Origin of the sequence: Specibacter sp. NPDC078709 (genome assembly GCF_040686795.1) — a bacterium.
Lineage (GTDB): Bacteria > Actinomycetota > Actinomycetes > Actinomycetales > Micrococcaceae > Specibacter.
In genome coordinates this window covers 490,576-512,078 of the sequence record NZ_JBFBLU010000001.1, presented here as the reverse complement: position 1 = coordinate 512,078, position 21,503 = coordinate 490,576, and the positions used below count along the sequence as shown (strand labels likewise).

Here is a 21,503-nt window from a genome sequence, read left to right as displayed (position 1 = left end):
CCCGGTTTTCGGTTCAAAGGCTGTTAAATAGTAGGCGAAAAGTATGTGTGGGCCGTCGATGATGGAGCTCAGATCGTCTGGCGAACACCCACCACCAAAACCTGCATGGAAGGACGTTGGCGATGGATAACCCCGTGCTGCGTTATATTCTCATTTTCGGCGTGGTCGCTGTCATCGCATTCTTGGTATCCCTGCTCGCGGTGTGGTTCAAGAAGCATCCCAACCGTTAAAAAAGGGAACAAGCGGCGGATCCGCATGCCGAAAGTAATTCCGTTTCTCGCCTGGCCTGTCCTCGTCGTGGGGCTGCTGGGACTCCTAGCCTCATTCGCGGCCTCATCCGAAGACGCCGTTGCGATGCCGATCGCCTTTGGTGTTGTGACGCTGGCGGGCGCATACCTCTTGTTCATCTACCGCAATTGGTATGTTGACGTGGGCGATAACGAGATGGAATTCAGGACAACCCTCGGTAAGGAACACCAGCTCGCCTATCACGAGATCGTGAGCTACTCCTTCCGTGACCAAGGCCTTCAGAAGTTCTTGACTTTCCGTGGACCCAAGGGAGAAAAGCTCGACCTGAGTATTTCCCAGTACAACCTGCCACCCCTCATGGCAGCCATCGAGTTCCACCACCAGCACGGCCGTTGGCCGTTGCCCGGTGAGCCTCGCTGACTCCTACCCCTTAAACCCCAACGAGGACGCAGGTGTTGGACGGAAAGCACCCGTTTCAGGTGTTCGCCGTCCAATAAACTGCGTCCTCGATGTATATACGGGGAGCGCCGCTAGATGTCCGTGCGAGTGTCGTTGGCGTAGCTCAGGCCCAGCTGGCTGCGGACCTCGTCGAACAGCTCCATGATGGCTAAGGAATCATCCAACGGCATGGTGGAGCTCTCGGTGAGCCCGGCCTGAATGCAACGGGTGACCTCGCGCAGCTGGTAGGTGTAGCCGCTGCCGGGCTCCTCGAAGGTTTCGGTGCGGGTCGCGCCGCCGGGCCCGGAGATGAAGAGTTCCTTCGGGTTGTTCAAGGAATTCACGGTCTCGATGTAACCCAGCGTGCCGGAGATCGTGGCACGGCCGGGGCCCTGTGAGACGAGCCCGCTGATGAGCTGGGCCTGGCTGCCGTTGGCATAGCTGAGCGTAATGGTGTTCAGCCCATCCACGCCAAAGGACGTCAAGGAGCCGGTCGCGGCAACCTTCTCCGGCTGACCCAGCGTTCCCCACGCCCACAGCAAGGGGTACACCGTAAGGTCCAGAAGCGCTCCGCCGCCGTCGTTCGGTGCCCAGATGCGCAGGGACGGGTCGTTAGGGGCCACAAAGCCCAGGTCTCCGCGGACCCACTTGATCTCACCGATCTCACCGGATGTGATGATCTCCAAAGCGCGTTGGAAGCCCGGCACAAAGCGGGCCCAGACGGCTTCCATGAGGAACAGGCCCTTGGCGCGGGCCAGCTCGATCAAGGCACGGGTCTCGGCCGAGGTGATGGTCAGGGCCTTTTCGCACAGGACATGCTTGCCGTTCTCCAGAGCGGCTCGCACAATATCAAAGTGCTGGCCGTGCGGGGTGGCGACATACACCACGTCCACCTCGGGATCGGCGAGGAGCTGGAGGTGTCCGGCGGCAGCGGCACCGGAGGGTCCGCCGTCGAAATAGTGGGTGGTAAAACCAAACTTGTCAGCGAACGCGGCGGCGCTCGTCTCGCTTCGTGAGCTCACAGCCTGCAAGACGGCGTCTTCCAGCAGGGCCAGGTCGGTGGTGACCGTGGTAGCAATATTTCCTGTGGCGATGACACCCCAGCGCAGGGGAGTGCCGGTGGCGGCGAGAGTTTCGGGATTGAAGGTGTTATACCAGTCGGGTCGGCCGACAAAACGGGGAATGGTCATTGGGATATTGTGCCAGCATCACAGCTCCCACGGGGGAACATGACAAGCGCTTCGACACATGTCATCGAATGCGTTGTCTCAGCTGCCCAGTAAGATGAGGAGCACCTGCTCGGGAATTGGAGAATGACATGACGACGCCGACTCAAACAACCACTACGGTGGCCGAGGTTTTAGCGGAATTGGCCGCCCTCGAGGATCCAAAGGCCCGCGCCATCAATGAACGGCACGGCGATGATCACGGCGTGAATCTGGGCAAGCTGCGGGCCCTCGCCAAGCGCCTCAAACCCCAACAAGAGCTGGTTCCGGGGCTGTGGAGCAGCGGCAACACGGCTGCCCGACTCCTGGCGCTTCTCATGTGCCGTCCCAAGGACTTTAGCCTCGAGGAGCTGGACGCCATGCTGCGCGAGTCCCGCGTCCCGAAGGTGCAGGACTGGCTCGTGAACTATGTGGTCAAGAAGAGCCGGCACGTAGAACAGCTGCGCCAGGAATGGTTCACGGATCCCGATCCCGTGGTGGCCAGCGCAGGGTGGGCGTTGACGAGTGAACGCGTGGTGAAATCGCCCGACGGCCTCGAGCTCCCGGCCTTGCTGGACACGATCGAGGCCCACATGAAGGGCGCCCCGGAACGCCTCCAGTGGGCCATGAACCACACCCTGGCCCAGATCGGGATCGAGAACGCTCAGCTGCGAGCTCGAGCCATCGGCATCGGCGAGCGGCTCGAGGTCCTGAAGGATTACCCCACGCCGCCTAATTGCACCTCGCCCTTCGCACCCCTCTGGATCACCGAGCTGGTCCGCCGGAAGGAAACGCCCTAGCCAACCACCCGCCATGGTACCGGGCATGCGAAAGGCCCTGGTCCGCCGTCGTCAATCAAGAACGACGGCGAACCAGGGCCTTACGCGATTAACTCGCCTTGGCTGGTGACTACTTGGTCAGCGGGCCAAGGATCTTGTCGTTGGCGAACTGCTCTGCAGCGTTAGCCTTCGTCACGATCTGGGGCGTCAGCAAGAAGGCCGGAACAACCTTGACACCGTTGTCGTAGGACTTGGGGTCGTTGATCTCGGGAGTCTTGCCGCCCTGCAGATCCTTGACCATCTGGATGGAGTGCTCAACGAGGGCGGTGGTGTCCTTGTTGATGGTGGAGTACTGCTCGCCAGCCATGATGGACTTGACGGACTCAACTTCAGCATCCTGTCCGGTCACCGTGGGGTTGGCCTTGCCGGCAGCCTTGACGGAGGTCAAGATGGCGCGGGCCAGGGTGTCGTTGGGGGAGAGTACGCCGTCAACCGTTGCGGAGCTGTAGCTTCCAACGAGGAGGGAGTCCATACGCTTCTGAGCGTTTTCTGCCTTCCAGCCCTGGGTAACTGCCTGCTCGAAGGACTTCTGACCGGAAACAACCTTGACGGTTCCGTCATCGATCTTCGGCTGGAGGACATCCATGGCGCCGTCGAAGAAGACCTTCGCGTTGGCGTCATCCGGGGATCCGGCGAAGAGTTCGATGTTATACGGGCCTTCGGGCTTCTTAGCCTTCATACCGTCCAGCAGGGCCTGACCCTGAAGCTGGCCAACCTTGAAGTTATCGTAGGCAACGTAGTAGTCAACGTCAGAGGTATTGAGCAGCAAACGGTCGTAAGCAATGACGGTCGCGCCGGCATCCTTAGCCTGCTTGAGCTGTGTGCCGAGCTGGCCGCCGTCAATAGCACCGACGATGATGACCTTGGCACCCTTGGTGACCATGGCGCTGATCTGGTTCTGCTGTTCGGATACGCCACCGTTGGCGAACTGAACATCAGCCTTGTAACCGGCACCGGTCAGGCCGTCATTGAACAGGCTTTCTGCGAGAACCCAGTTTTCACTGGTCTTCTGGGGCAGAGCTACACCGATCAAGGAGTCAGCAGCAAAGCCAGCAGCGGCGGCGCTGTCGGAAGCTGCGGGGGTTTCTGCCCGGCCACAGCCGGTCAGTGCCAGCGATGATGCGGCCAGGAGGACGGCCAGAGTTTTGACCGTCTTGTTGAGTTTCAACATGGTGCTTCGCTTTCTATTGGTTTTCGTAATTTGAAGGAGAGGAAGAATTTAGGCGTCGGTCTTGATGGTGCCCTTGAGCGGCTCAGCAACTTCAAGATCCGGGTTGCTGTTGTTACCGCCAAGCTTTTTCATCATGAAGCCGATGAAGGAGGGCTTGCCTTGGGACTTGTTGTAAACATCGAAGACGACGGCGGCCAACAGGACCAGGCCCTTGATGATCTGGGTCCAGTCGGAACCCACGCCGAGCAACTGCAGACCATTATTGAGCACGGCCATGACCAAACCACCGATCATGGAGCCCATCACGGTTCCCACACCACCGGTGACGGCGGCGCCACCGATGAAGACGGCGGCGATGGCGTCCAGTTCCCAGCCAACGCCGTCGGACGGGCCGGAAGCGTTGGCGCGGGCAACGAAGATCATGCCGGCCAGACCGGCGAGCATGGACATGTTCAGCATGACCAGGAAGTCGGTGCGCTTGCTCTTGACGCCGGAGAGTGCGGCGGCGTGGCGGTTGCCACCCACTGCGTACACATGGCGGCCAATAGTGGTGCGGGAGGAGATGAAGCCGTAGACCAGAACCAGGACACCGAGGATGATGCCCGGGATGGGGAAGGACGTGCCGGGGCGGCCGGTGGCGAAGAGGTAGGTGACGTACAGGATGACGGCGGCGAAGACAACGACCTTCACAACAGTGACCCAGAACGGCTTGACGTCCGAACCGAGGGCTACGGCGCGCTTGCGGCTACGCAGTTCGCCCCAAACGAGAGCGGCGACACCGATGAAGCCGATGAGCAGGGTGAGGTTGTTGTAGCCGGTGTTCGGGCCGATCTCGGGAAGGTAACCGGCGCCGATGGACTGGAATTCCTTGGGGACCGGGATGGTCAGGGACTTACCGAAGAGCTGGTTGGCGCCACGGAACAGCAACATGCCTGCCAAGGTCACGATGAAGGCGGGAATGCCCACATAGGCCACGAAGAAGCCTTGCCACGCTCCGATCGCGGCTCCCAGGAGAAGGCCGACGACGATGCCTAGGTACCAGGGTAGGCCCCAGTCACGCATGGACAGGGCGACGACGATGCCCACAAACGCGGCAACGGAACCGACCGAGAGGTCAATGTGGCCCGCGATGATGACCAGCACCATGCCGATGGCCAGGATCAAGATGTAGGAGTAACCGTTCATCAAGTTGATGACGTTATCCGGGGTGAGGATCAGACCGTCTGTCTTGACCTGGAAGAAAGCGATCAGGGCGACGAGGGCAAAAATCATGCCGAACTGGCGTGAGTTACCGCCAAAGAGTTGTTTGATGATGTTCATGGGGTGTCCTTTTTCTTCCCTAGAGCTAGGCAGACTTAGTGGCAGCGGTCATGCGTTTCATCAACGATTCCTGGCTGGCCTGATTCTTATCGAGTACGCCGGTGATGGCGCCCTCAAAAATGGTGTAAATGCGGTCAGAGATGCCGAGGAGCTCCGGCAGTTCCGAGGAAATGACGATGACGCCCTTGCCCTGGTTCGCCAGCTCCTGAATGATTCCGTAAATCTCGTACTTGGCGCCCACATCGATGCCTCGCGTGGGTTCATCGAGAATGAGGAGATCGGGGTCGGTGAACATCCACTTGGCGAGCACCACCTTCTGCTGGTTTCCGCCGGAGAGTTTTCCAACACCCTCATCCACCGTGGGGGCCTTGGTGCGAAGTTGCTTGCGGTAGCCTTCTGCCACCGAGTACTCCTTGTCGCGGTCAACGACGGTGTTATTGGAGATGGCACCGAGATTTGCCGAGACCGTGGTGGTCTTGATGTCATCGAGCAGATTCAGACCCAGCGTCTTACGGTCTTCGGTCACGTATCCCAGTCCATGCTTGATGGCCGCAGGGACGTTGCGCATGGTGATCTCCTTGCCGTCCTTGAAGATCTGCCCGGAAATGTAGTTACCGTAAGAGCGGCCGAAGATGGAGCGAGCCAATTCGGTACGACCGGCGCCCATGAGCCCGGCAATACCGACGATCTCGCCGCGGCGGACGTTGAAGTTAGACCCCTTGCAGACAAGGCGGTCCGAGATCTGCGGGTGGCCCACAGTCCAGTCCTTAACCTCGAAGAAGATCTCGCCGATCTTGGGTGTGTGATCCGGGAAGCGTGATTCCAAGGTGCGTCCCACCATGCCGCGGATGATCCGATCCTCATCGACGCCGTCGGCCTTCACATCGAGGGTCTCGATGGACTTGCCGTCACGGATAATCGTGATGGAGTCGGAAACCTGCTCGATCTCGTTGAGCTTGTGCGAGATCATGATGCAGCTGATGCCCTTGGACTTGAGTCCGCGGATCAAATCCAAGAGGTGCTGGGAATCGGACTCGTTCAGGGCGGCCGTGGGCTCATCGAGGATGAGAAGCTTGACCGACTTGTTCAAGGCCTTCGCGATTTCCACGAGCTGCTGCTTGCCAACACCGATTTCCTTGACAGGAGTGTCGGGATCCTCGTTGAGGCCAACACGGGCCATCAGCTCCATGGTCCGCATCCGGGCCTCGGCCCAGTTGATGACACCAAAGCGGGTGGGTTCATTACCGAGGAAGATGTTCTCGGTGATGGAGAGTTCGGGGATCAGGGCTAATTCCTGATGGATGATAACAATTCCGGCGTTTTCACTGGCCCGGATGTCTTTGAACTCGCAGACGGAGTTCTGGAAGACAATGTCTCCCTGGTAGCTACCGAAGGGGTAGACACCGGAGAGAACCTTCATGAGGGTTGATTTGCCTGCACCATTTTCGCCACAGATGGAGTGGATCTCGCTGGCATGGACGGTGATAGATACTTCCGAAAGTGCCTTCACACCAGGGAATTCCTTGGTGATGGATCGCATCTCGAGAATGACGGGGTTCGCGGACACCATAATGCTTACGCCTTCCACAACTGACTTCTTTGTCTGTGCCCTACCAGATTCGCACTGGCGATTTGGGCTTCTTTGCCCGCGGAATTCAATTGTTACGCGGAGTACCAGTTCTAACCGGTACTCGAAAAGTAAACTAGATCACACGCTTGCGGTCAAGTCTTTAACGCTACGGGATGGTAACGGTTTAAGAAATGATGGAACTGGGCTCGTTTTGGAACACCAGTGCGGCCGCTCCGAGAGCCTCCGCACGGGAGGTGAGCTGCGACATTTTCAGCCCGATGCTTTCCCCAATAATCGGGACGGCATGGCGCAGAAGTCCACGTCGGATGGGGGCTAAGAAGAGCTCGCCGAGTTCCGTCAGCGGGCCACCAATGACAATGACATCGGGGCTGATCAGGTTGGCGACATTGGCCAATGCACGCCCAATGGCCATGCCAGCGTCGTCGAGTACGCGCAGGGTAGCGGGGTCTCCAGCGTCAGCTTGGCGCAGGATATCTGCCGTGGAAATGGGGTGCTCGCTACCCCTGCTGAGCAGTTCCACCATGGTGGCCGTCGAGGCAACAGTTTCCAGACAGCCGCGGTTTCCGCAGCGGCAAATCATGCCGTGCTCATCGATGGTCACGTGGCCAATTTCGCCGGTGACGCCAAAGCTGCCGTGGAAGAGATGACCACCGAGAATCAGGCCCGATCCAATGCCAGTTCCAATCTTGATAAACATCAGATTCGAGGCATTGCCCATATCTCCCCAGGTGAGCTGTGCGAGGGCACCAAGATTGGCGTCATTGTCGACAATGACAGGGATTTTCAGGGCCTTCTGAAGCTCACTGTGCAGGTTGATACCGACCCATTCGGGCAGGATGGCGCCCCGGATGACCTTGCCGCTGCGGCTATCGATAGGCCCGGGGATGCCGGCTCCGGCGCCGATGAGTTGGGAGCGGGAAATGCCTGCTTTTCTCAGGAGTTTATCCAGCAGGCGGGAGGCGGTCTGGATGCCTTCTGCCGCTTCGTGGCCGCGGGGGAGCGGAGCCTCTTCCTCCGCGAGAACGTGGTAGCCGGTGTTGGCGAGAACCACGCGCACATGGGTCCGGCCAAAGTCGATGCCGGCGGCAATGGCGCTGTCTCCGTTGTAGCGAACGGACATGGCCCGGCGCCCGGAGCTCGTGACGGGAGTGAGTGTAACCAGCTCAGCGGCGGCCATGCTCTTGACGATATTGGAGATGGTGGCGGTCGACAGGCCCGTACTGCGGGCGAGCTCGGCTTGAGTTGACGGTCCACCCTTGAGTAGCTGCTGCGTGATGCGCTGTTGATTGCGGCTGCGCAGAGCAGATTGTGAGCCCGGATTGCGGGCAGGCCTGTGGGCCGGCGTGGTGGTGGGCTGTTCGTCATCGAGCATACAAAAGACAATGCCTTATAGATCACATTGACGTCAAGAAGTGAACGCAAGATGAATTGCTAAATACACTCTATGAACTGCAGATGACGCCCGCCGGCCCGGGAACTGCTAGTGCTGAACCTGCTTGTGCTTGCGGGCCAAATCTACGTAGTGGCTGGCGTTATCGCGGACGTGCTCGAGCTCTTCGGCGCTAAGCTCCCGACGCACCTTGGCGGGCACCCCGGCGACGAGGGAACCAGGCGGAATGATGGCTCCTTCCAGGACGACGGCGCCTCCGGCCACGAGGGATCCGGCGCCGATGACGGCACCATTCATGATGGTGGCGCTCATGCCGATCAAACAGTCATCCTCCACCGTGCAGCCGTGGACAATGGCGCCGTGGCCCACGCTGACCCCGTTGCCCACCGTGGTGGGGAATCCGGGATCCGCGTGCAGCACCACATTGTCCTGCAGATTAGTGCCGTTACCGACCGTGATGGAGCTGGTGTCGCCGCGCATGACGACACCGTAGAAGGCGCTGGAATCGGCGCCGAGGCTGGCTTGACCAATGAGGACGGCCGTGTGCGCCACGAAGGCACTTTCATGAACGGTCGGCGTGTGGCCGTCCAAGGTGATCAACTGCTGCATGGCGGTTCCGTTTCTCATAGGGCGAATTCTCATGGGGTCAAGCGGGGATAAAGCAAGGTGCGGTTACCAGCGGGGGTGGATATCCGCCCGCAGTAAGGACTCGTAAATTTCCTGCACACCGGCGTTGAAGGCATCGCCCAAGGCTGGCAGTGAGCCTGCTGCGGTGTTGGCCCGGGCCTGGTCCGCGGACCGGGCGCCCGGGATGACGGAGGAGACGCCGTCGAGCTGGGCGAGCCAAGCCAGGGCGAACTGAGCCGTCGTGGTTTCCGGGCTCACGCCGTCGACCGTTTGAGCCAGAGCCGCAAAACGGGCGGCGGCCTCGAGCCCCACCGAATAATCGACCCCAGAGAACGTCTCGCCCACGTCAAAGTGGCTGCCGTCGCGGTTGTACGTGCGGTGATCATTCGCCGCGAAGGTGGTCTCGGCGGTGTACTTGCCGGTCAACAAGCCACTCGCGAGCGGGACGCGGGCGATGATGCCCACGTTGGCGGCGCGGGCGGCGGGCAGAACGGCGTCGAGCGGCTTGAGGCGGAAGGCGTTGAGAATGATCTGGATGGTGGCCACATTGGGGCGGGCAATCGCGGCGAGGGCCTGCTCGCTCGTCTCAACGCTCAGGCCGTAATGGGCGATGGCGCCCTCCTCCACGAGGGTATCCAGCGCGTCATAAACCACATCGGAATTCACGACGGCGGTGGGCGGACAATGCAGCTGCACCAGATCCAGAGTGTCCACGCCGAGGTTCTTGCGGGAGCGATCGGTCCACGCCCGGAAATTCTCTAGTGAGTAATTTTCAGGCAACTGATCCATGCGGCGACCCATTTTCGTGGCCACTGTGATTCCATGATCGGCGCCGCGCTCCTCGAGGAAACGCCCAATCACCTGCTCGCTACGCCCATCACCGTAAACGTCGGCGGTGTCGAAGAAGGTCACGCCGGAATCCGCGGCAGCGGCCAGGACCTGATGCGCGTCGGCCTCACTGACCTCACCCCAGTCGGCGCCCAGCTGCCAGGTACCAAGCCCGACGGCGGATACGGTGCGGTGTGTTTTTCCCAAGAGACGTGTTTGCATGACCCCAGCCTAGCCAATGGTCCTAGCGCGAGGTGCTGCGGGCGTGTCGTCTGACGCGGCCGTGACACAATCCACTGTCTCTACCCCCAATACGACCGGTGGTTGGCCGGGGTAGCAGGATAAACTTGGATGTCGCTTGCCGCAGGCGATTCACCGCCGGACGCCGAGCCTATATTGCCCGACTGGCCCCATGACCTGATCGCCCACGGCGAGGAAAACGCTGCGGCACAGAACCGGAAAATACAGGGCTGGCAGTCATATCTGCCCGCCACGCCACACAGAATGGAAACTTTGGGATGTCACCTATTGATGAGCCGAACACCGGAAAGGTGAGCTCACGCGGCGGCTCCGGCGCTGCTTTGGGACTGGGTCGCCAGCTGCTCCGGCGCAAACCCCTGGCGCAGATGGTCCACGAGGCTGGCAGCGGCACCGAAGGTCGCAAGCTTGTGCGAAGCTTCGGCGTTCTGCAGTTGACCATGATCAGCGTCGGCGCAACCTTGGGAACGGGCATCTTTGTGATCCTGGGTGACTCCGTGCCGATGGCTGGCCCTGCCATTTTCATCTCCTTCCTGATCGCCGGTGTTGCGGCGCTGCTCTCGGCTATTTCCTACGCGGAAATGGCCGGCATGGTGCCGGTCTCCGGTTCCAGTTATTCCTACACCTACGCCACGTTGGGTGAAGGTATGGCCTGGATCTGTGGTTGGTGTCTGGTGCTGGAATATGCGGTGTCCGTGGCTGCTGTGGCCGTGGGCGCCGGGCAATATGTCAACGAAGCTGTTGCCGGCGTGGGGTGGGCGTTGCCCGATTTCATGTCGCAGCCTCCAGGAGCCGGCGGTGTTCTGAACATTCCGGCCATGGTCATCGTGCTGTTGTCCATGGTGCTGCTGATGCGCGGCGCCAAGGAAAGTGCATGGGTCAACACCACCATCGTGTTCATCAAGATCGTGATCTTTCTGTTCTTCTGCGCTGTTGCCTTCACCGCATTCGATGCCGGCAACTTTGAGCCGCTGCTGCCCATGGGTACCGCCGGTGTTTCGGCCGCTGCCTCTCGCGTGTTCTTTTCCTACATCGGCTTCGATGCGGCCTCCACCGCGGGTGAAGAAGCCAAGAACCCTCAGCGTGACCTGCCCCGGGCCATCTTGTTGTCCATGGCGATTGTGACCTCAGTTTATGTCCTGGTGGCCGTTGCTGCCGTGGGCGCCCGCGACTGGACGTGGTTCGACGGCACGCAAGCCGCCCTGGTCCAGATCCTCCAGGAAATCACCAACCAGCCGTGGATCGCCGCGGTGTTCGCCATCGGTGCCGTGCTCGCTATTACTAGTGTTGTGCTGGCTGTGCTCTACGGGCAGACGCGAATTCTCGTCTCCATGTCACGCGATGGGCTGGTGCCCAAGGTCTTTGGCCGGATTTCCGCCAAGCGCGGCACCCCGGTGGCAGGTACCTTGATCGTGGGTATCGCCGTTGCGCTGACGGCCGGGCTGGTCCCGCTGGGCGCCCTGGCCGATGCAACGAGCATTGGCACCTTGTTCGCCTTCGCGCTGGTCAATGTCTCCGTCATCTACCTGCGCCGCAAGCGCCCGGAACTCAAGCGCAGCTACCGTGCAGCGTTCTACCCCGTGACGCCGATCCTCGGTGCGCTGATGTGCGTGTACCTCATGGTCAACCTCGGCGGCGTGACCTGGGTGGTGTTCCTGCTCTGGATGATCGTGGGTCTGTGCGCCTACTTCGGCTACGGTCGCAAGCACTCGCGGGTGGCCGCCCTGTCTCAGCATGACTACGAGACCCTGTCCGCCGCGCCCATCGAGCATGAGGTCTTTGCCCCCGAACAGCGCGCCTAGGCGGCTCATAAGGCTCGCTCACGGGCGAAAGCGCGTCCGGTCTCGATCGAGGTAGCCGGTGACCGCCGAGAACACGATTCTCGGCGGTCACCGGCTACCTCGGCGTTTAAGGACGGATAGCGGGGGCGCGCCCGGCCTTAGGCGAAGACGACGGTGCGGTGCCCATCCAGGAGCACCCGGTGTTCGGCATGCCATTGGACGGCCTGAGCCAAGGTGCGAGCCTCAACCGCGCGGCCCATGGAAACAAATTTTTCCACCGAGTGGCCGTGCTCAACACGGATGACTTCCTGCTCGATGATGGGCCCCTCATCCAGCACTGCCGTGACGTAATGAGCCGTCGCGCCAATAATCTTCACACCGCGAGCGTGAGCCTGGTGGTACGGCTTGGCACCCTTGAAGGACGGCAAGAAGGAGTGGTGGATGTTGATGGCCTTGCCGGCAAGGTGGTTGCAGAGGTCATCGGAGAGGACCTGCATGTACCTGGCCAAGACCACCAGTTCCACGTCGAGCTCAGCCACAAGCTCAAGGAGAGCTGCCTCGGCGTCGGTCTTGGTTTCAGGGGTGACAGGAATGTAGTGGAAGGGGATGCCGTAGAAGTCGGCCAACGGCTTCAAGTCCATGTGGTTAGAGACAATCGCGGGGATTTCCACCGGAAGCGTCCCCGACCGCTGCAGGAACAACAGATCGTTGAGGCAGTGAGCGGCCTTGGAAGCCATGATCAAGGTGCGGATCGGTGCACCGGCGCGGTGCAGCGTCCATTTGAGCTCAAATTGAGCGGCAACCGACTCGAGGTGCTCGCGGAGTCTGGAAAACGACGTCGTAGTTTCCACTGCAACGCGCATGAAAAAGGTTCCGGTGTCCGGGTTGCCGTACTGCTGGGAGTCGGTGATGTTGCAGCCAACCTCCAACAGGGAACCGGAGACGGCGTGGACAATACCCGGCTGGTCGGCGCAGGAAAGTGTCAGCACATATCCATGCAAAGCCGCGGGGGAAGCATCTATGGGGGAAATCAAGTCATTCACCCCCCCAACGTTACCGCCCATTGCGGCTCTGTATTACTATTAAGGGGTTGCGACTGGCGATGAGGTGGGACACCACCGGGGAGCAGCACGAACGAAGACTAAAGCGATCGTACGCCTGGGACGCAAGGTCACGTAAAGCCAATCAGCAGGTGATTGGCGATAACCTTTTCAAGAAGAGTTTTTTCGTGCTGTCCACTCAGGAGTCTGAAGTGTCTTTTTCACCCACCCAGTCCGTAACCAATGCACCCCTCTCCGAGCTTGATCCGGAAATTGCAGCCGTCCTGAAGGACGAGCTTGCCCGCCAGCGCGACACGCTGGAAATGATCGCCAGCGAAAACTTCGCACCCCGCGCAGTGCTTCAGGCGCAGGGCTCAGTGCTCACAAACAAGTACGCCGAGGGCTACCCGGGCCGCCGCTACTACGGCGGCTGCGAAGCTGTTGACGTGGCCGAGAACCTGGCCATCGAGCGTGTCAAGTCCCTATTCGGCGCCGAGTACGCCAACGTCCAGCCGCACTCCGGCGCACAGGCCAACGCTGCAGCCCTGGCCGCCATGATCAAGCCTGGCGATAAGATCATGGGCCTGTCCCTGGCTCACGGTGGTCACCTGACCCACGGCATGAAGCTGAACTTCTCCGGCAAGCTGTACGAAGTTGCCGCGTACGAAGTTGAGCCCGATACCTTCCGCATCGACATGGACAAGCTGCGCTTGCAGGCCATCGCCGAGAAGCCCCAGGTCATCATCGCCGGCTGGTCCGCCTACCCGCGCCAGCTCGACTTCGCCGCCTTCCGCGCCATCGCCGATGAAGTTGGCGCACTGCTGTGGACCGATATGGCTCACTTTGCCGGTTTGGTTGCCGCAGGCCGGCACCCGAACCCGGTGCCGTACTCCGACATCGTCACCTCCACGGTTCACAAGACCCTTTCCGGCCCGCGATCCGGGGTGATCCTGGCCAAGAAGGAATGGGCCAAGAAGATCAACTCCGCTGTGTTCCCGGGACAGCAGGGCGGCCCGCTCATGCACGTCATCGCCGCCAAGGCTGTGGCGTTCAAGATTGCTGCAGGCGAGGAATTCGCAGAGCGTCAGGCACGCGTGCTCGAAGGCGCCAAGATCATTGCTGACCGCTTGAACGCACCCGATGTTGCCGAGGCCGGCGTGTCCGTGCTGACCGGTGGCACCGATGTGCACCTGGTGCTGGTTGACCTGCGCAACTCGGAGATGGATGGCCAGCAGGCCGAAGATCTCCTGCACAGCGTTGGCATCACCGTGAACCGTAATGCCGTTCCGTTTGATCCCCGCCCGCCGATGGTCACCTCCGGTCTGCGCATCGGTACGCCGGCACTGGCCACCCGCGGCTTTGGTGCCAAGGAGTTCACCGAAGTTGGCGAGATCATTGCAGAAGCACTCAAGGGTGGTGCCGACGTTGACGCTCTCAGTGCCCGCGTGAAGGCCCTCGCTGCTGACTTCCCGCTGTACCCCGGTCAGGAAGAATGGTAAAAAGCATGACTGCTCAAATCCTTGACGGCAAGGCTACCGCCGCTGCCATCAAAGCCGAGTTGACCGAACGTGTTGCGGCACTTGCCGCCCGCGGCGTCACCCCGGGCCTGGGTACCATTCTGGTTGGCTCGGATCCGGGCTCCCAGTGGTACGTGGGGGGAAAGCACAAGGACTGCGCCGAAGTCGGCATCAAGTCCATCCGCATCGATTTGCCGGACACCGCAACCCAGGACGACGTCCTAGCTGCTGTCCGCCAGCTCAACGAGGATCCCAGCTGCACCGGCTACATTGTCCAGTTGCCGCTGCCGAAGCACATTGACCAGGACGTGGTGCTTGAAGCCATCGACCCGGCCAAGGACGCCGACGGCCTGCACCCCATGAACTTGGGGCGCCTGGTCGCCAACGTCAACCGTCCCATGGTCTCCCCGCTGCCGTGCACGCCCAAGGGCTGCATTGTGCTGTTGGAACGCCACGGCATTTCACTGAACGGCAAGCGTGTTGTGGTGGTTGGCCGCGGCGTCACGATTGGCCGACCCATGGGCCTGCTGCTGACCCGCCGCGACATCAACGCCACGGTGGTGCTGGCCCACACCGGAACTGTTGATCTGGCAGCTGAATTGCGCCAGGCCGACGTGGTGGTTGCCGCAGCTGGTGTTCCGCACATGATCAAGGCTGCCGATTTGAAGTCCGGCGCCATTGTCCTGGACGTTGGCGTCAGCCGCGTGGACGACGGCAACGGCAAGGCAGTTGTCACCGGTGACGTGGAGCCCGCAGCCGCCGAGGTGGCGAGCTGGATCTCCCCGAACCCGGGCGGCGTGGGTCCCATGACCCGCGCCATGCTGTTGGCCAACGTGGTTGAGGCCGCCGAGCGCGTTTAGCGTTTTCGGCACTGCCAAAAGGAGGACGACGGCGGAACTTGCGTTCCGGCGTCGTCCTCCTTTTTGCGTTGGCTGGGTTGGGCGGCGATTCCCGGAGAACTGCTATTCGATCGACTCCACCTTTTCGGGCCGGCTGTCCACCCAGGCAACGAGCAGCCGGACGTTTTCCGGCATGCTGTCATCGGTGCAGCGGAACTTGAAGTAGCTTTCGGTGCCCTCCACGGAGATTTCATAGAGCTGGGAGTCAGGCCACCTGCGGGCGTCGGACGGATCGGGCAGTGAACCCAGATCGGCGCGGGCAACCTCCCCGGCAAACACTTTCGCCGCCGGTTCCGGCAGAGCCTGAGCGTCCAGCTCGGTCCGGGCGACGATCCCGGCAATGCCCCCGCCCCGGATGATGGTCAACTTCATGAGAGCACCCCCACCTCCTTCCACGCATTGTGGACGGCTTCCTGCTCGGCCTCGCCGTAAAGTGTCCCGGCCATGTCCACCGTGGCATGGGCGGCGGCGTCGAATTGCGTGGTGGGCCGCATCTGCGTGGTCAGGACCTGGTACCAGATCCGCCCCGCCTTTTCCCATGCGTGGCCACCCAGGGCGATCGCCGCGAGGGCGAAGGCTCGGTTGGGGATGCCCGAGTTGATGTGCACGCCGCCATTGTCGTTGCGGGGGTCGTTATCATCGGGCAGTTCCACGTAGTGCTCCATGTCCGCGGGCTGCCTGTCTCCGGAGTGGGCCGTGCCGGGGTGGAGCATGGAGCGCAGCGCCTTGCCGAGCCCGGGGACCAGGATCCCCTCGCCCACCAGCCAGCTGGCCTCGGCCGCGGTCTGGTTCAGGCTGTACTGCTTGACCAGCGAGCCGAAGACGTCGGAGAACGATTCGTTCAGCGCCCCCGACTGCTTGCTGTACACCAGCCCCGCGGTGAACTCGGTGATGCCGTGGGTCAGCTCGTGGGCGATCACATCTACCGAGCGCGTCAGTCCACCCACTTGGAAGATCCTTCCGCTGCCGTCGCCGTACACCATTTGGGTGCCGTCCCAGAAGGCGTTGTCAAAGGCAACGCCGTAGTGGACGGAGGAGACCAGCTCCATCCCTGCGTCGTCCAGGGAGTTGCGCCCGTAGATGTCCCGGTAAAACTCGTAGGTGGCGTTGCTGCCGTCATAGGCCTGGTTGACAGCCTCATCCTGCACCGGCGGCTTTTGCCAACCGCGAACTAGGACGCCGGGCAGGAACGGCCTGCCCTGCTTTTGGTTGTCGTAGATGCTCAGCCGCTCGCCCGTCCCGGCAACCCAACCCATCAGCGCCCCTGCGTGCAGGTTCAACCGGCGGCTGAATTGGCCCATCACGGCACGCTGCGAGCGGATGGCCGCGGAGGTGGCCAACGCCTTCACCGCAGCCTCCCGCTGTTGCAGATCGCCCTCCACTGCCAGCCAGCCGAGCAGGTCCGGCGGCGCGATGCTGCAGTGCGTCCGGTCTTGGAGTCCTGACATGTCGGTGTCCCTTCCCTGGGTGAGGCAACTGCTGCTTAGCCTGTTCCACCATGATGCTCCTGTTGGCCGTGGGGGACAAGGGCGCCGCCTAGCGCCGCCTGACCCTAGCGACCCCGGACCCTAGCGACCCCGGAGCAGCGCCGCCTGCACCCGCGACTGCAGGCCAAGCTTGGCCAATACCCGGGAGACATGCGTCTTCACCGTGGCTTCCGAGATGCCGAGTTGGCGGCCAATTGAATAATTGGTCAGGCCGTCGCCCAGGCACTCAAAAACCTCCCGTTCCCGGTTCGTGAGTTGCTCCAGTCCGGCCGGCTCGGAACTGGCAGGGGCGGGCCCGGCGCCCTCGGCCAGCGCAGCCGCGACGATCCGCGCCGTGACCTCCGGGGCAATGACCTGATCGCCCAGGTGGACGCGCCGCAGCGCCTCGGTGATGGCCTCCGGTTCGGCGCTCTTGAGCAGGAAACCGTCGGCGCCGGCCCGCAGCGCACCGAACAGGTAGGAGTCGTGGTCAAAGGTCGTCAACACCAGCACCTTGGCCGTTCCCTCGCTGCAAATCTGCCGAGTCGCCTCGACCCCGTCCATGACAGGCATGCGCAAATCCATCAGCACGACGTCGGGCCGTAAAGCCCGTGCCATGCTGACAGCGGTTGCCCCGTCACCGGCCTCGCCAACCACCGCCATGTCGGTTGAGGTGTCCACGACCATGCGCATGCCGAGCCGGATGGCGGCGTGGTCATCGGCTATCAGCACCGTGATGGGTTTCGGGTCAGGAGCGGGGTGCACGGTCATGCTGCGGGGCCTTCGTTGTGGGTTGCAGGTGATGGCTGGTTTTCGGTCCTTGCCGGTGCCGCCAGGTCTGGCAGTGGCAGCCGCAGCGCTACCTTCCAGTCCTCGCCATCGGGGGCAGCGGACAGTGTTCCGCCTGCATGTGCCGCACGGAAGTGCATGCTGGGAATGCCGGTCCCCGTTCCCGTGGATGCCCCGGCAGCGCCTTCGGGCAGTGCACTGCTGACGGTCAGCAAAAGGTCCCGGCCGGCGCTCCCGGATGCTTCGGATGTTGCTCCGGTCGGTGGGCCGGAACGTACCGCAGCAAGGGACACCGCCACCGGTTTTCCGGGTGCATGCCTGGCCGCGTTGGCCAGGGACTCGGAGGCTATGCGGTACGCCGTGGTCTGGATCTGCAGCGGCAGGTGATGGCCGCCGTCGTGCAGGGAATTGCTGAAGCGCACGGCCATGCCTGCCGCACGGTGGGACTCAAGCAACGCCGGAAGTTCGGCGATCCGGCCCGGAGCCTCGGAGGATGCGCCGGAGTGCAGGAGCCGGATCATGGTGTTCAGCTCATCAAGGCCCGAAACGCTTTCGGCACGGATCTGGCGCAGGAGGGTGGTGCCGGCGGATTCAGCTGGCACGGCCTTTGCGGCGTGCAGTGCCGCGCCGGACTGCAGTGCGATGGCGGAGAGGCGGGCGGAGATGACGTCGTGGAGTTCGCGCGCCATGTGCTGGCGTTCGTGCTCGAGGGCAAGGTCATGGGCGTTGCGCTCGGCCAGAATCCGCTGCTGGGCCGCGTCCTGCACGGCATCGGCGCGGGCGGATTCGCTCTCCGCCAGCTGGTTCGCTTTGCGCAGATTCCCCGCCCATTCCACGGGGGTCAGCAGCGTGACCACTGCAAGGACGCCCGCCACCACGGCGATGCTGGCGTCTTGGGACGCGGCAAAGGCGGCAATTACCAGCAGCAGCGTTAGCACCCAGGAGGCGCGGGACGCTACTGCGGCGGCTTTGGTGCTGCCGAAAAGAACCAGCGAAAAGAAGAACTCAAAGATCAGCACGAACGCCCCGGCGTGCCCGGCCAGCAGCAGGCCCACGGCCGCAATGCCGCACATCCAGGCCAAGGCCACGGGTGCGGTGCGGCGGAACAGGACACCCGTGCAGCCGAGCACCGCTATGGCCGGCCATGCGGATGCCAGCTGCTCAACCTTGAGATTGCCGAAGGCTGTCAGGTTGACGGCGTCGAGGAGCCAAAAGAGCACGAAATAGCCGCCGGCCAGTGCCATGTCCTCGACCTTGATGTTGGCGATATTCCGAACGTCGAGGCGCATGAAGCCGCCCGCGAGGCGCCGGATCAAGGGCGCCGGGCCGGGCGGTGCCGGGCTGGGAGGTGCCGGGCTGGCGGGTGCTGCGGATTGGTCCATGTCCCCAGTGTTCCGTGGTGCGCCGGGCGAGGGCAAACGAAACGCGGACAGATGCGACGAAGGTATGACGGGGTGTGGTTCCCCTGGCCGATGCCACGCGGGGTTGTAGTTGGGACGCTGGAAGCATGACGATCGCAATTTATGCCCAACTAGCCGTTCTGGCACTCATCGACAGCACCAGCATCGGCACCCTGCTCATCCCGCTGTGGCTGCTGCTGCGCGCCGATGCCCGCCGGATGGTGCCGCGGATTCTGCTGTACCTGGGCGTGCTGGCGTTCTTTTACCTGCTGGTCGGGATCGCCATGCTCAGCGGTGTTGATTGGGTCGTCGGCGGCCTGGGCCAAGATTCCCTGACGCAGCTCCCGGTGATCCAGTGGGTCATGGTGCTCGGCGGTGGAGGCATGTTGGCCTTTGCTTTGGCGCCGAACCCGGCAAAAAAGGCCGAGAAGGAGACACAGGCTGCGGCCCAGAAGCGGGCAATGGTGGCAAGCACCGCCGCTGGGCTGCCTGCGTCCGAGGCGCCTGCCGGGCTGCCGCCAACGGACAGCCCGGCCGTGGAGGTCAAATGGCAGCAGCGGTTGTCCAAAGCCCTGCGCAGCCCCGGCGGCATTGTCGGCTTGGCCCTGTTGGCGGGGCTGCTGGAGCTGCCCACCATGTTTCCGTACCTCGTGGCGATCGGGTTCCTTTCCAACTCAACGCTTCCGCTGCCCGGCGAAATCGCGGTGCTGGCCGTGTACTGCCTGGTCATGCTGATTCCGGCACTACTGCTGGTGCTGCTCCGGCTGGCGCTCGGGCGCCGGCTGGATCCGCTGCTGCAGCGGGTCAGCGGCAAGCTCGGAAAATTCGCGGGGGAGACGCTGCTGTGGGTCGTGGGGATCGTCGGGTTCCTGCTGCTCCGCGGCGGGCTCTCCGTCCTGGCACCCGACGCGCCCTGGAATCCCTTCAAGTGACAGGCCCCAGCCAGCGGCAAAACTGGGGACAGACACAGGGACAAACGTAGGAGCAAACAGGGGGGACACGGCGTTGGTGACGTGGGCGCAGGGGTGCGTGCCGGCGTCGTACTTCATGAGAGGCAAAGCCCACGTTCGCCGCTGGTGGAAGGCGGTCCCGGAGCGGCCGGGGATTTGAGAGAATGGAACCATGACTTCTCCTGTATCCGGCAAAATGTCCAAACCCAGCAAATTCACGGGTGTTGGCACCATTGTGCTGGCGATCGTATTCCTCGTGGCCGTGGTGATGGCCGCCAACAACATGACCGTGCTGGGCTGGGTTATCGCCGTCATCGCGTTCGGCTGGCTGGTGCTCTCCACCGCCGTCTACATGGGCGTGCACAAGGCCGCGGCATTTGGCGCCCGGCAAGTGGCGCTCGCGCAGGCCCAGATGGCGCAGCAGAACAGTGCCAATGCCCCGTCCGACGGCGGCACTCACCTGGTGTCTCAGGACTCCGGCTCCCGCTCGGCCCAAAAAGCGCGCGATCTGAAGCTGGACCACTCCTTCAAAATCATCAACGTCCAGGTGGGCGTCATCAACGAGTACCTGGGCAAGGACCCCGAGATGGTGGCCCGCGCACTGGACACCATCGACATCACCGCCGCCAACGGCCGCGGCATGATCAACCCGGATTGGGAAGAGCAGGAAGCCAAGATGGATGCTGCCATGCTCAAGAAGAACGCCGCCCGTAAGGCTGAGGCTGCCGGAGGCCCGTCTGCCACGCCGTCCGCTGCTGGTGACGGCGACGAGCCCGTCAGCGGCATCATCATCGACTAATAGCACTGAGGTAGCACTCGGGTAGCACTGGGGGCATTGCTCGGGGTGGCATAACAGGAATCCGAGGGTCCCTGCGGGTAAGGTGGAACAAGTGAGCAACGGTATTGAAAACGGTCATTTGAGGATCGCAAGCGTCAACGTCAACGGCATCAGAGCTGCGTACAAGAACGGTATGGGCCCCTGGCTCGCAGACCGCGATGTGCACATTTTGTGCCTTCAGGAGGTCCGAGCACCGGACGCGATCGTGCAGGGATTCTTGGGCGAAGACTGGCATGTGCTGCACGCCGAAGCCGAAGCCAAGGGCCGTGCTGGCGTGTTGATTGCAACTCGCAAGGACGCGCTGGAACCTGTTGCCACCCGCATCGGCATTGGTGATGACTACTTCGCCACCACCGGCCGCTGGGTCGAAGCCGACTACGTGATTGCCGGCTCTGACGGCACACCGCAAACCCTTACCGTGGTCAGTGCCTACGTCCACTCCGGTGAGGTGGGCACCCCCAAGCAGGAAGACAAGTTCCGTTTCCTGGACACCATGATCGGCCGTCTGCCGCAGCTTGCTGCAGCTAGCGATCACGCCTTGGTCGTAGGTGACCTGAACGTGGGCCACAAAACCTTGGACATTAAGAACTGGAAGGGCAACGTTAAGCGCGCCGGATTCTTGCCGGAAGAGCGAGCCTACTTTGATCGCTTCTTTGGCGAGGAAATTGGCTTCAAGGATGTTGCCCGTGAACTCGCTGGCGAAGTGGACGGACCCTACACGTGGTGGTCCAACCGCGGACAAGCGTTCACAAACGACACCGGCTGGCGGATCGACTACCACGCCGCCACCCCCGGACTGGCGGCAAAAGCCCAGAGTTGCGTGGTGGATCGGGCGGCGTCCTACGAGGAACGCTTCTCAGATCACGCTCCGCTTGTTGTCGACTACAAGTTCTAAAGGACTTTTCAA

The 21,503-nt window shown here is 62.1% G+C and carries 20 protein-coding genes; 8 read left to right on the top strand and 12 right to left on the bottom strand.

Annotated elements, in window-relative coordinates:
• The first annotated feature begins 255 nt into the window (after positions 1–255).
• The gene (locus tag AB0P14_RS02230; RefSeq protein ID WP_363837128.1) at positions 256–669 is read left to right on the top strand and encodes a hypothetical protein; all 414 of its coding nucleotides are present in this window, start codon (positions 256–258) and stop codon (positions 667–669) included.
• 110 nt (positions 670–779) lie between these two features.
• Here the strand turns inward: AB0P14_RS02230 and AB0P14_RS02225 are convergent, their stop codons facing one another.
• A complete protein-coding gene (locus AB0P14_RS02225; RefSeq protein ID WP_363837125.1) occupies positions 780–1,877 on the bottom strand; it encodes a Gfo/Idh/MocA family oxidoreductase in 1,098 nt (365 codons plus the stop codon).
• Positions 1,878–2,005: 128 nt separating this feature from the next.
• Between AB0P14_RS02225 and AB0P14_RS02220 the strand changes: the two genes are divergently transcribed.
• A complete protein-coding gene (locus AB0P14_RS02220; protein WP_363837122.1) occupies positions 2,006–2,692 on the top strand; it encodes a DNA alkylation repair protein in 687 nt (228 codons plus the stop codon).
• A gap of 109 nt (positions 2,693–2,801) precedes the next feature.
• Here AB0P14_RS02220 and AB0P14_RS02215 read toward each other — a convergent pair whose 3' ends face one another.
• The 6 genes from AB0P14_RS02215 to AB0P14_RS02190 form a co-directional block, all read right to left on the bottom strand.
• Positions 2,802–3,902 (bottom strand): sugar-binding protein, encoded by a 1,101-nt coding sequence (locus AB0P14_RS02215; RefSeq protein ID WP_363837119.1) that lies wholly within the window; start codon positions 3,900–3,902, stop codon positions 2,802–2,804.
• A 48-nt stretch (positions 3,903–3,950) separates the two neighbouring features.
• Positions 3,951–5,222 carry a multiple monosaccharide ABC transporter permease gene (mmsB, locus tag AB0P14_RS02210; RefSeq protein WP_110484883.1) on the bottom strand — a complete coding sequence of 424 codons (1,272 nt, stop codon included), beginning with the start codon at positions 5,220–5,222 and terminating at the stop codon, positions 3,951–3,953.
• Positions 5,223–5,247: 25 nt separating this feature from the next.
• Positions 5,248–6,792, bottom strand: a complete 1,545-nt coding sequence (gene mmsA / locus AB0P14_RS02205; protein WP_110484882.1) for a multiple monosaccharide ABC transporter ATP-binding protein — start codon at positions 6,790–6,792, stop codon at positions 5,248–5,250.
• A gap of 184 nt (positions 6,793–6,976) precedes the next feature.
• Entirely contained in the window at positions 6,977–8,185 is a 1,209-nt protein-coding gene (locus AB0P14_RS02200; protein ID WP_363837115.1) for an ROK family transcriptional regulator, read from the bottom strand.
• Between the two features lie 108 nt (positions 8,186–8,293).
• Positions 8,294–8,830: a gamma carbonic anhydrase family protein gene (locus AB0P14_RS02195; protein WP_363837113.1), complete on the bottom strand. Its 537-nt coding sequence runs from the start codon at positions 8,828–8,830 to the stop codon at positions 8,294–8,296.
• Positions 8,831–8,875: 45 nt separating this feature from the next.
• Positions 8,876–9,880: an aldo/keto reductase gene (locus AB0P14_RS02190; protein WP_363837111.1), complete on the bottom strand. Its 1,005-nt coding sequence runs from the start codon at positions 9,878–9,880 to the stop codon at positions 8,876–8,878.
• A gap of 404 nt (positions 9,881–10,284) precedes the next feature.
• On the opposite strand from AB0P14_RS02190, the gene AB0P14_RS02185 reads away from it, so the two are divergent.
• Positions 10,285–11,718 carry an amino acid permease gene (locus tag AB0P14_RS02185; protein WP_363838143.1) on the top strand — a complete coding sequence of 478 codons (1,434 nt, stop codon included), beginning with the start codon at positions 10,285–10,287 and terminating at the stop codon, positions 11,716–11,718.
• Positions 11,719–11,855: 137 nt separating this feature from the next.
• Here AB0P14_RS02185 and purU read toward each other — a convergent pair whose 3' ends face one another.
• Positions 11,856–12,740: a formyltetrahydrofolate deformylase gene (purU, locus tag AB0P14_RS02180; protein ID WP_363837108.1), complete on the bottom strand. Its 885-nt coding sequence runs from the start codon at positions 12,738–12,740 to the stop codon at positions 11,856–11,858.
• Between the two features lie 209 nt (positions 12,741–12,949).
• Between purU and glyA the strand changes: the two genes are divergently transcribed.
• Together glyA and AB0P14_RS02170 are read left to right on the top strand one after the other, a co-directional pair.
• Positions 12,950–14,236 carry a serine hydroxymethyltransferase gene (gene glyA, locus AB0P14_RS02175; RefSeq protein WP_363837106.1) on the top strand — a complete coding sequence of 429 codons (1,287 nt, stop codon included), beginning with the start codon at positions 12,950–12,952 and terminating at the stop codon, positions 14,234–14,236.
• Complete coding sequence (locus tag AB0P14_RS02170) at positions 14,230–15,114, top strand: bifunctional methylenetetrahydrofolate dehydrogenase/methenyltetrahydrofolate cyclohydrolase (RefSeq protein WP_363837103.1); 885 nt, start codon at positions 14,230–14,232, stop codon at positions 15,112–15,114. Before glyA ends, AB0P14_RS02170 begins: the two co-directional genes overlap by 7 nt.
• Before the next feature lie 102 nt (positions 15,115–15,216).
• On the opposite strand, the gene AB0P14_RS02165 is transcribed toward AB0P14_RS02170, so the two are convergent.
• The 4 genes from AB0P14_RS02165 to AB0P14_RS02150 all read right to left on the bottom strand — a co-directional run bounded on the left by AB0P14_RS02165 (position 15,217) and on the right by AB0P14_RS02150 (position 18,790).
• Entirely contained in the window at positions 15,217–15,525 is a 309-nt protein-coding gene (locus AB0P14_RS02165; protein ID WP_363837100.1) for a protealysin inhibitor emfourin, read from the bottom strand.
• Positions 15,522–16,601, bottom strand: coding sequence for a M4 family metallopeptidase (locus tag AB0P14_RS02160; RefSeq protein WP_363837097.1), 1,080 nt, complete (start codon positions 16,599–16,601; stop codon positions 15,522–15,524). Before AB0P14_RS02160 ends, AB0P14_RS02165 begins: the two co-directional genes overlap by 4 nt.
• Positions 16,602–16,721: 120 nt before the next feature.
• Positions 16,722–17,390 (bottom strand): response regulator transcription factor, encoded by a 669-nt coding sequence (locus AB0P14_RS02155; RefSeq protein ID WP_363837094.1) that lies wholly within the window; start codon positions 17,388–17,390, stop codon positions 16,722–16,724.
• The gene (locus tag AB0P14_RS02150) at positions 17,387–18,790 is read right to left on the bottom strand and encodes a histidine kinase (RefSeq protein WP_363837092.1); all 1,404 of its coding nucleotides are present in this window, start codon (positions 18,788–18,790) and stop codon (positions 17,387–17,389) included. Before AB0P14_RS02150 ends, AB0P14_RS02155 begins: the two co-directional genes overlap by 4 nt.
• Positions 18,791–18,915: 125 nt before the next feature.
• On the opposite strand from AB0P14_RS02150, the gene AB0P14_RS02145 reads away from it, so the two are divergent.
• From AB0P14_RS02145 to AB0P14_RS02135, 3 genes are all read left to right on the top strand, one after another.
• The gene (locus tag AB0P14_RS02145; RefSeq protein WP_363837089.1) at positions 18,916–19,740 is read left to right on the top strand and encodes a GAP family protein; all 825 of its coding nucleotides are present in this window, start codon (positions 18,916–18,918) and stop codon (positions 19,738–19,740) included.
• A 190-nt stretch (positions 19,741–19,930) separates the two neighbouring features.
• On the top strand, positions 19,931–20,557 hold the full coding sequence (locus AB0P14_RS02140) for a hypothetical protein (RefSeq protein ID WP_363837086.1): 627 nt from the start codon (positions 19,931–19,933) through the stop codon (positions 20,555–20,557).
• Positions 20,558–20,648: 91 nt separating this feature from the next.
• Entirely contained in the window at positions 20,649–21,491 is an 843-nt protein-coding gene (locus AB0P14_RS02135) for an exodeoxyribonuclease III (RefSeq protein WP_363837083.1), read from the top strand.
• Positions 21,492–21,503 lie beyond the last annotated feature (12 nt).

Coding starts and splice junctions, on each gene's coding strand:
- AB0P14_RS02230 (WP_363837128.1), top strand. CDS start 256: ATGCCGAAAGTAATTCCGTTTCTCGCCTGGCCTGTCCTCGTCGTGGGG.
- AB0P14_RS02225 (WP_363837125.1), bottom strand. CDS start 1,877: ATGACCATTCCCCGTTTTGTCGGCCGACCCGACTGGTATAACACCTTC.
- AB0P14_RS02220 (WP_363837122.1), top strand. CDS start 2,006: ATGACGACGCCGACTCAAACAACCACTACGGTGGCCGAGGTTTTAGCG.
- AB0P14_RS02215 (WP_363837119.1), bottom strand. CDS start 3,902: ATGTTGAAACTCAACAAGACGGTCAAAACTCTGGCCGTCCTCCTGGCC.
- mmsB (WP_110484883.1), bottom strand. CDS start 5,222: ATGAACATCATCAAACAACTCTTTGGCGGTAACTCACGCCAGTTCGGC.
- mmsA (WP_110484882.1), bottom strand. CDS start 6,792: ATGGTGTCCGCGAACCCCGTCATTCTCGAGATGCGATCCATCACCAAG.
- AB0P14_RS02200 (WP_363837115.1), bottom strand. CDS start 8,185: ATGCTCGATGACGAACAGCCCACCACCACGCCGGCCCACAGGCCTGCC.
- AB0P14_RS02195 (WP_363837113.1), bottom strand. CDS start 8,830: ATGAGAAACGGAACCGCCATGCAGCAGTTGATCACCTTGGACGGCCAC.
- AB0P14_RS02190 (WP_363837111.1), bottom strand. CDS start 9,880: ATGCAAACACGTCTCTTGGGAAAAACACACCGCACCGTATCCGCCGTC.
- AB0P14_RS02185 (WP_363838143.1), top strand. CDS start 10,285: ATGGTCCACGAGGCTGGCAGCGGCACCGAAGGTCGCAAGCTTGTGCGA.
- AB0P14_RS02170 (WP_363837103.1), top strand. CDS start 14,230: ATGGTAAAAAGCATGACTGCTCAAATCCTTGACGGCAAGGCTACCGCC.
- AB0P14_RS02165 (WP_363837100.1), bottom strand. CDS start 15,525: ATGAAGTTGACCATCATCCGGGGCGGGGGCATTGCCGGGATCGTCGCC.
- AB0P14_RS02160 (WP_363837097.1), bottom strand. CDS start 16,601: ATGTCAGGACTCCAAGACCGGACGCACTGCAGCATCGCGCCGCCGGAC.
- AB0P14_RS02155 (WP_363837094.1), bottom strand. CDS start 17,390: ATGACCGTGCACCCCGCTCCTGACCCGAAACCCATCACGGTGCTGATA.
- AB0P14_RS02150 (WP_363837092.1), bottom strand. CDS start 18,790: ATGGACCAATCCGCAGCACCCGCCAGCCCGGCACCTCCCAGCCCGGCA.
- AB0P14_RS02145 (WP_363837089.1), top strand. CDS start 18,916: ATGACGATCGCAATTTATGCCCAACTAGCCGTTCTGGCACTCATCGAC.
- AB0P14_RS02140 (WP_363837086.1), top strand. CDS start 19,931: ATGACTTCTCCTGTATCCGGCAAAATGTCCAAACCCAGCAAATTCACG.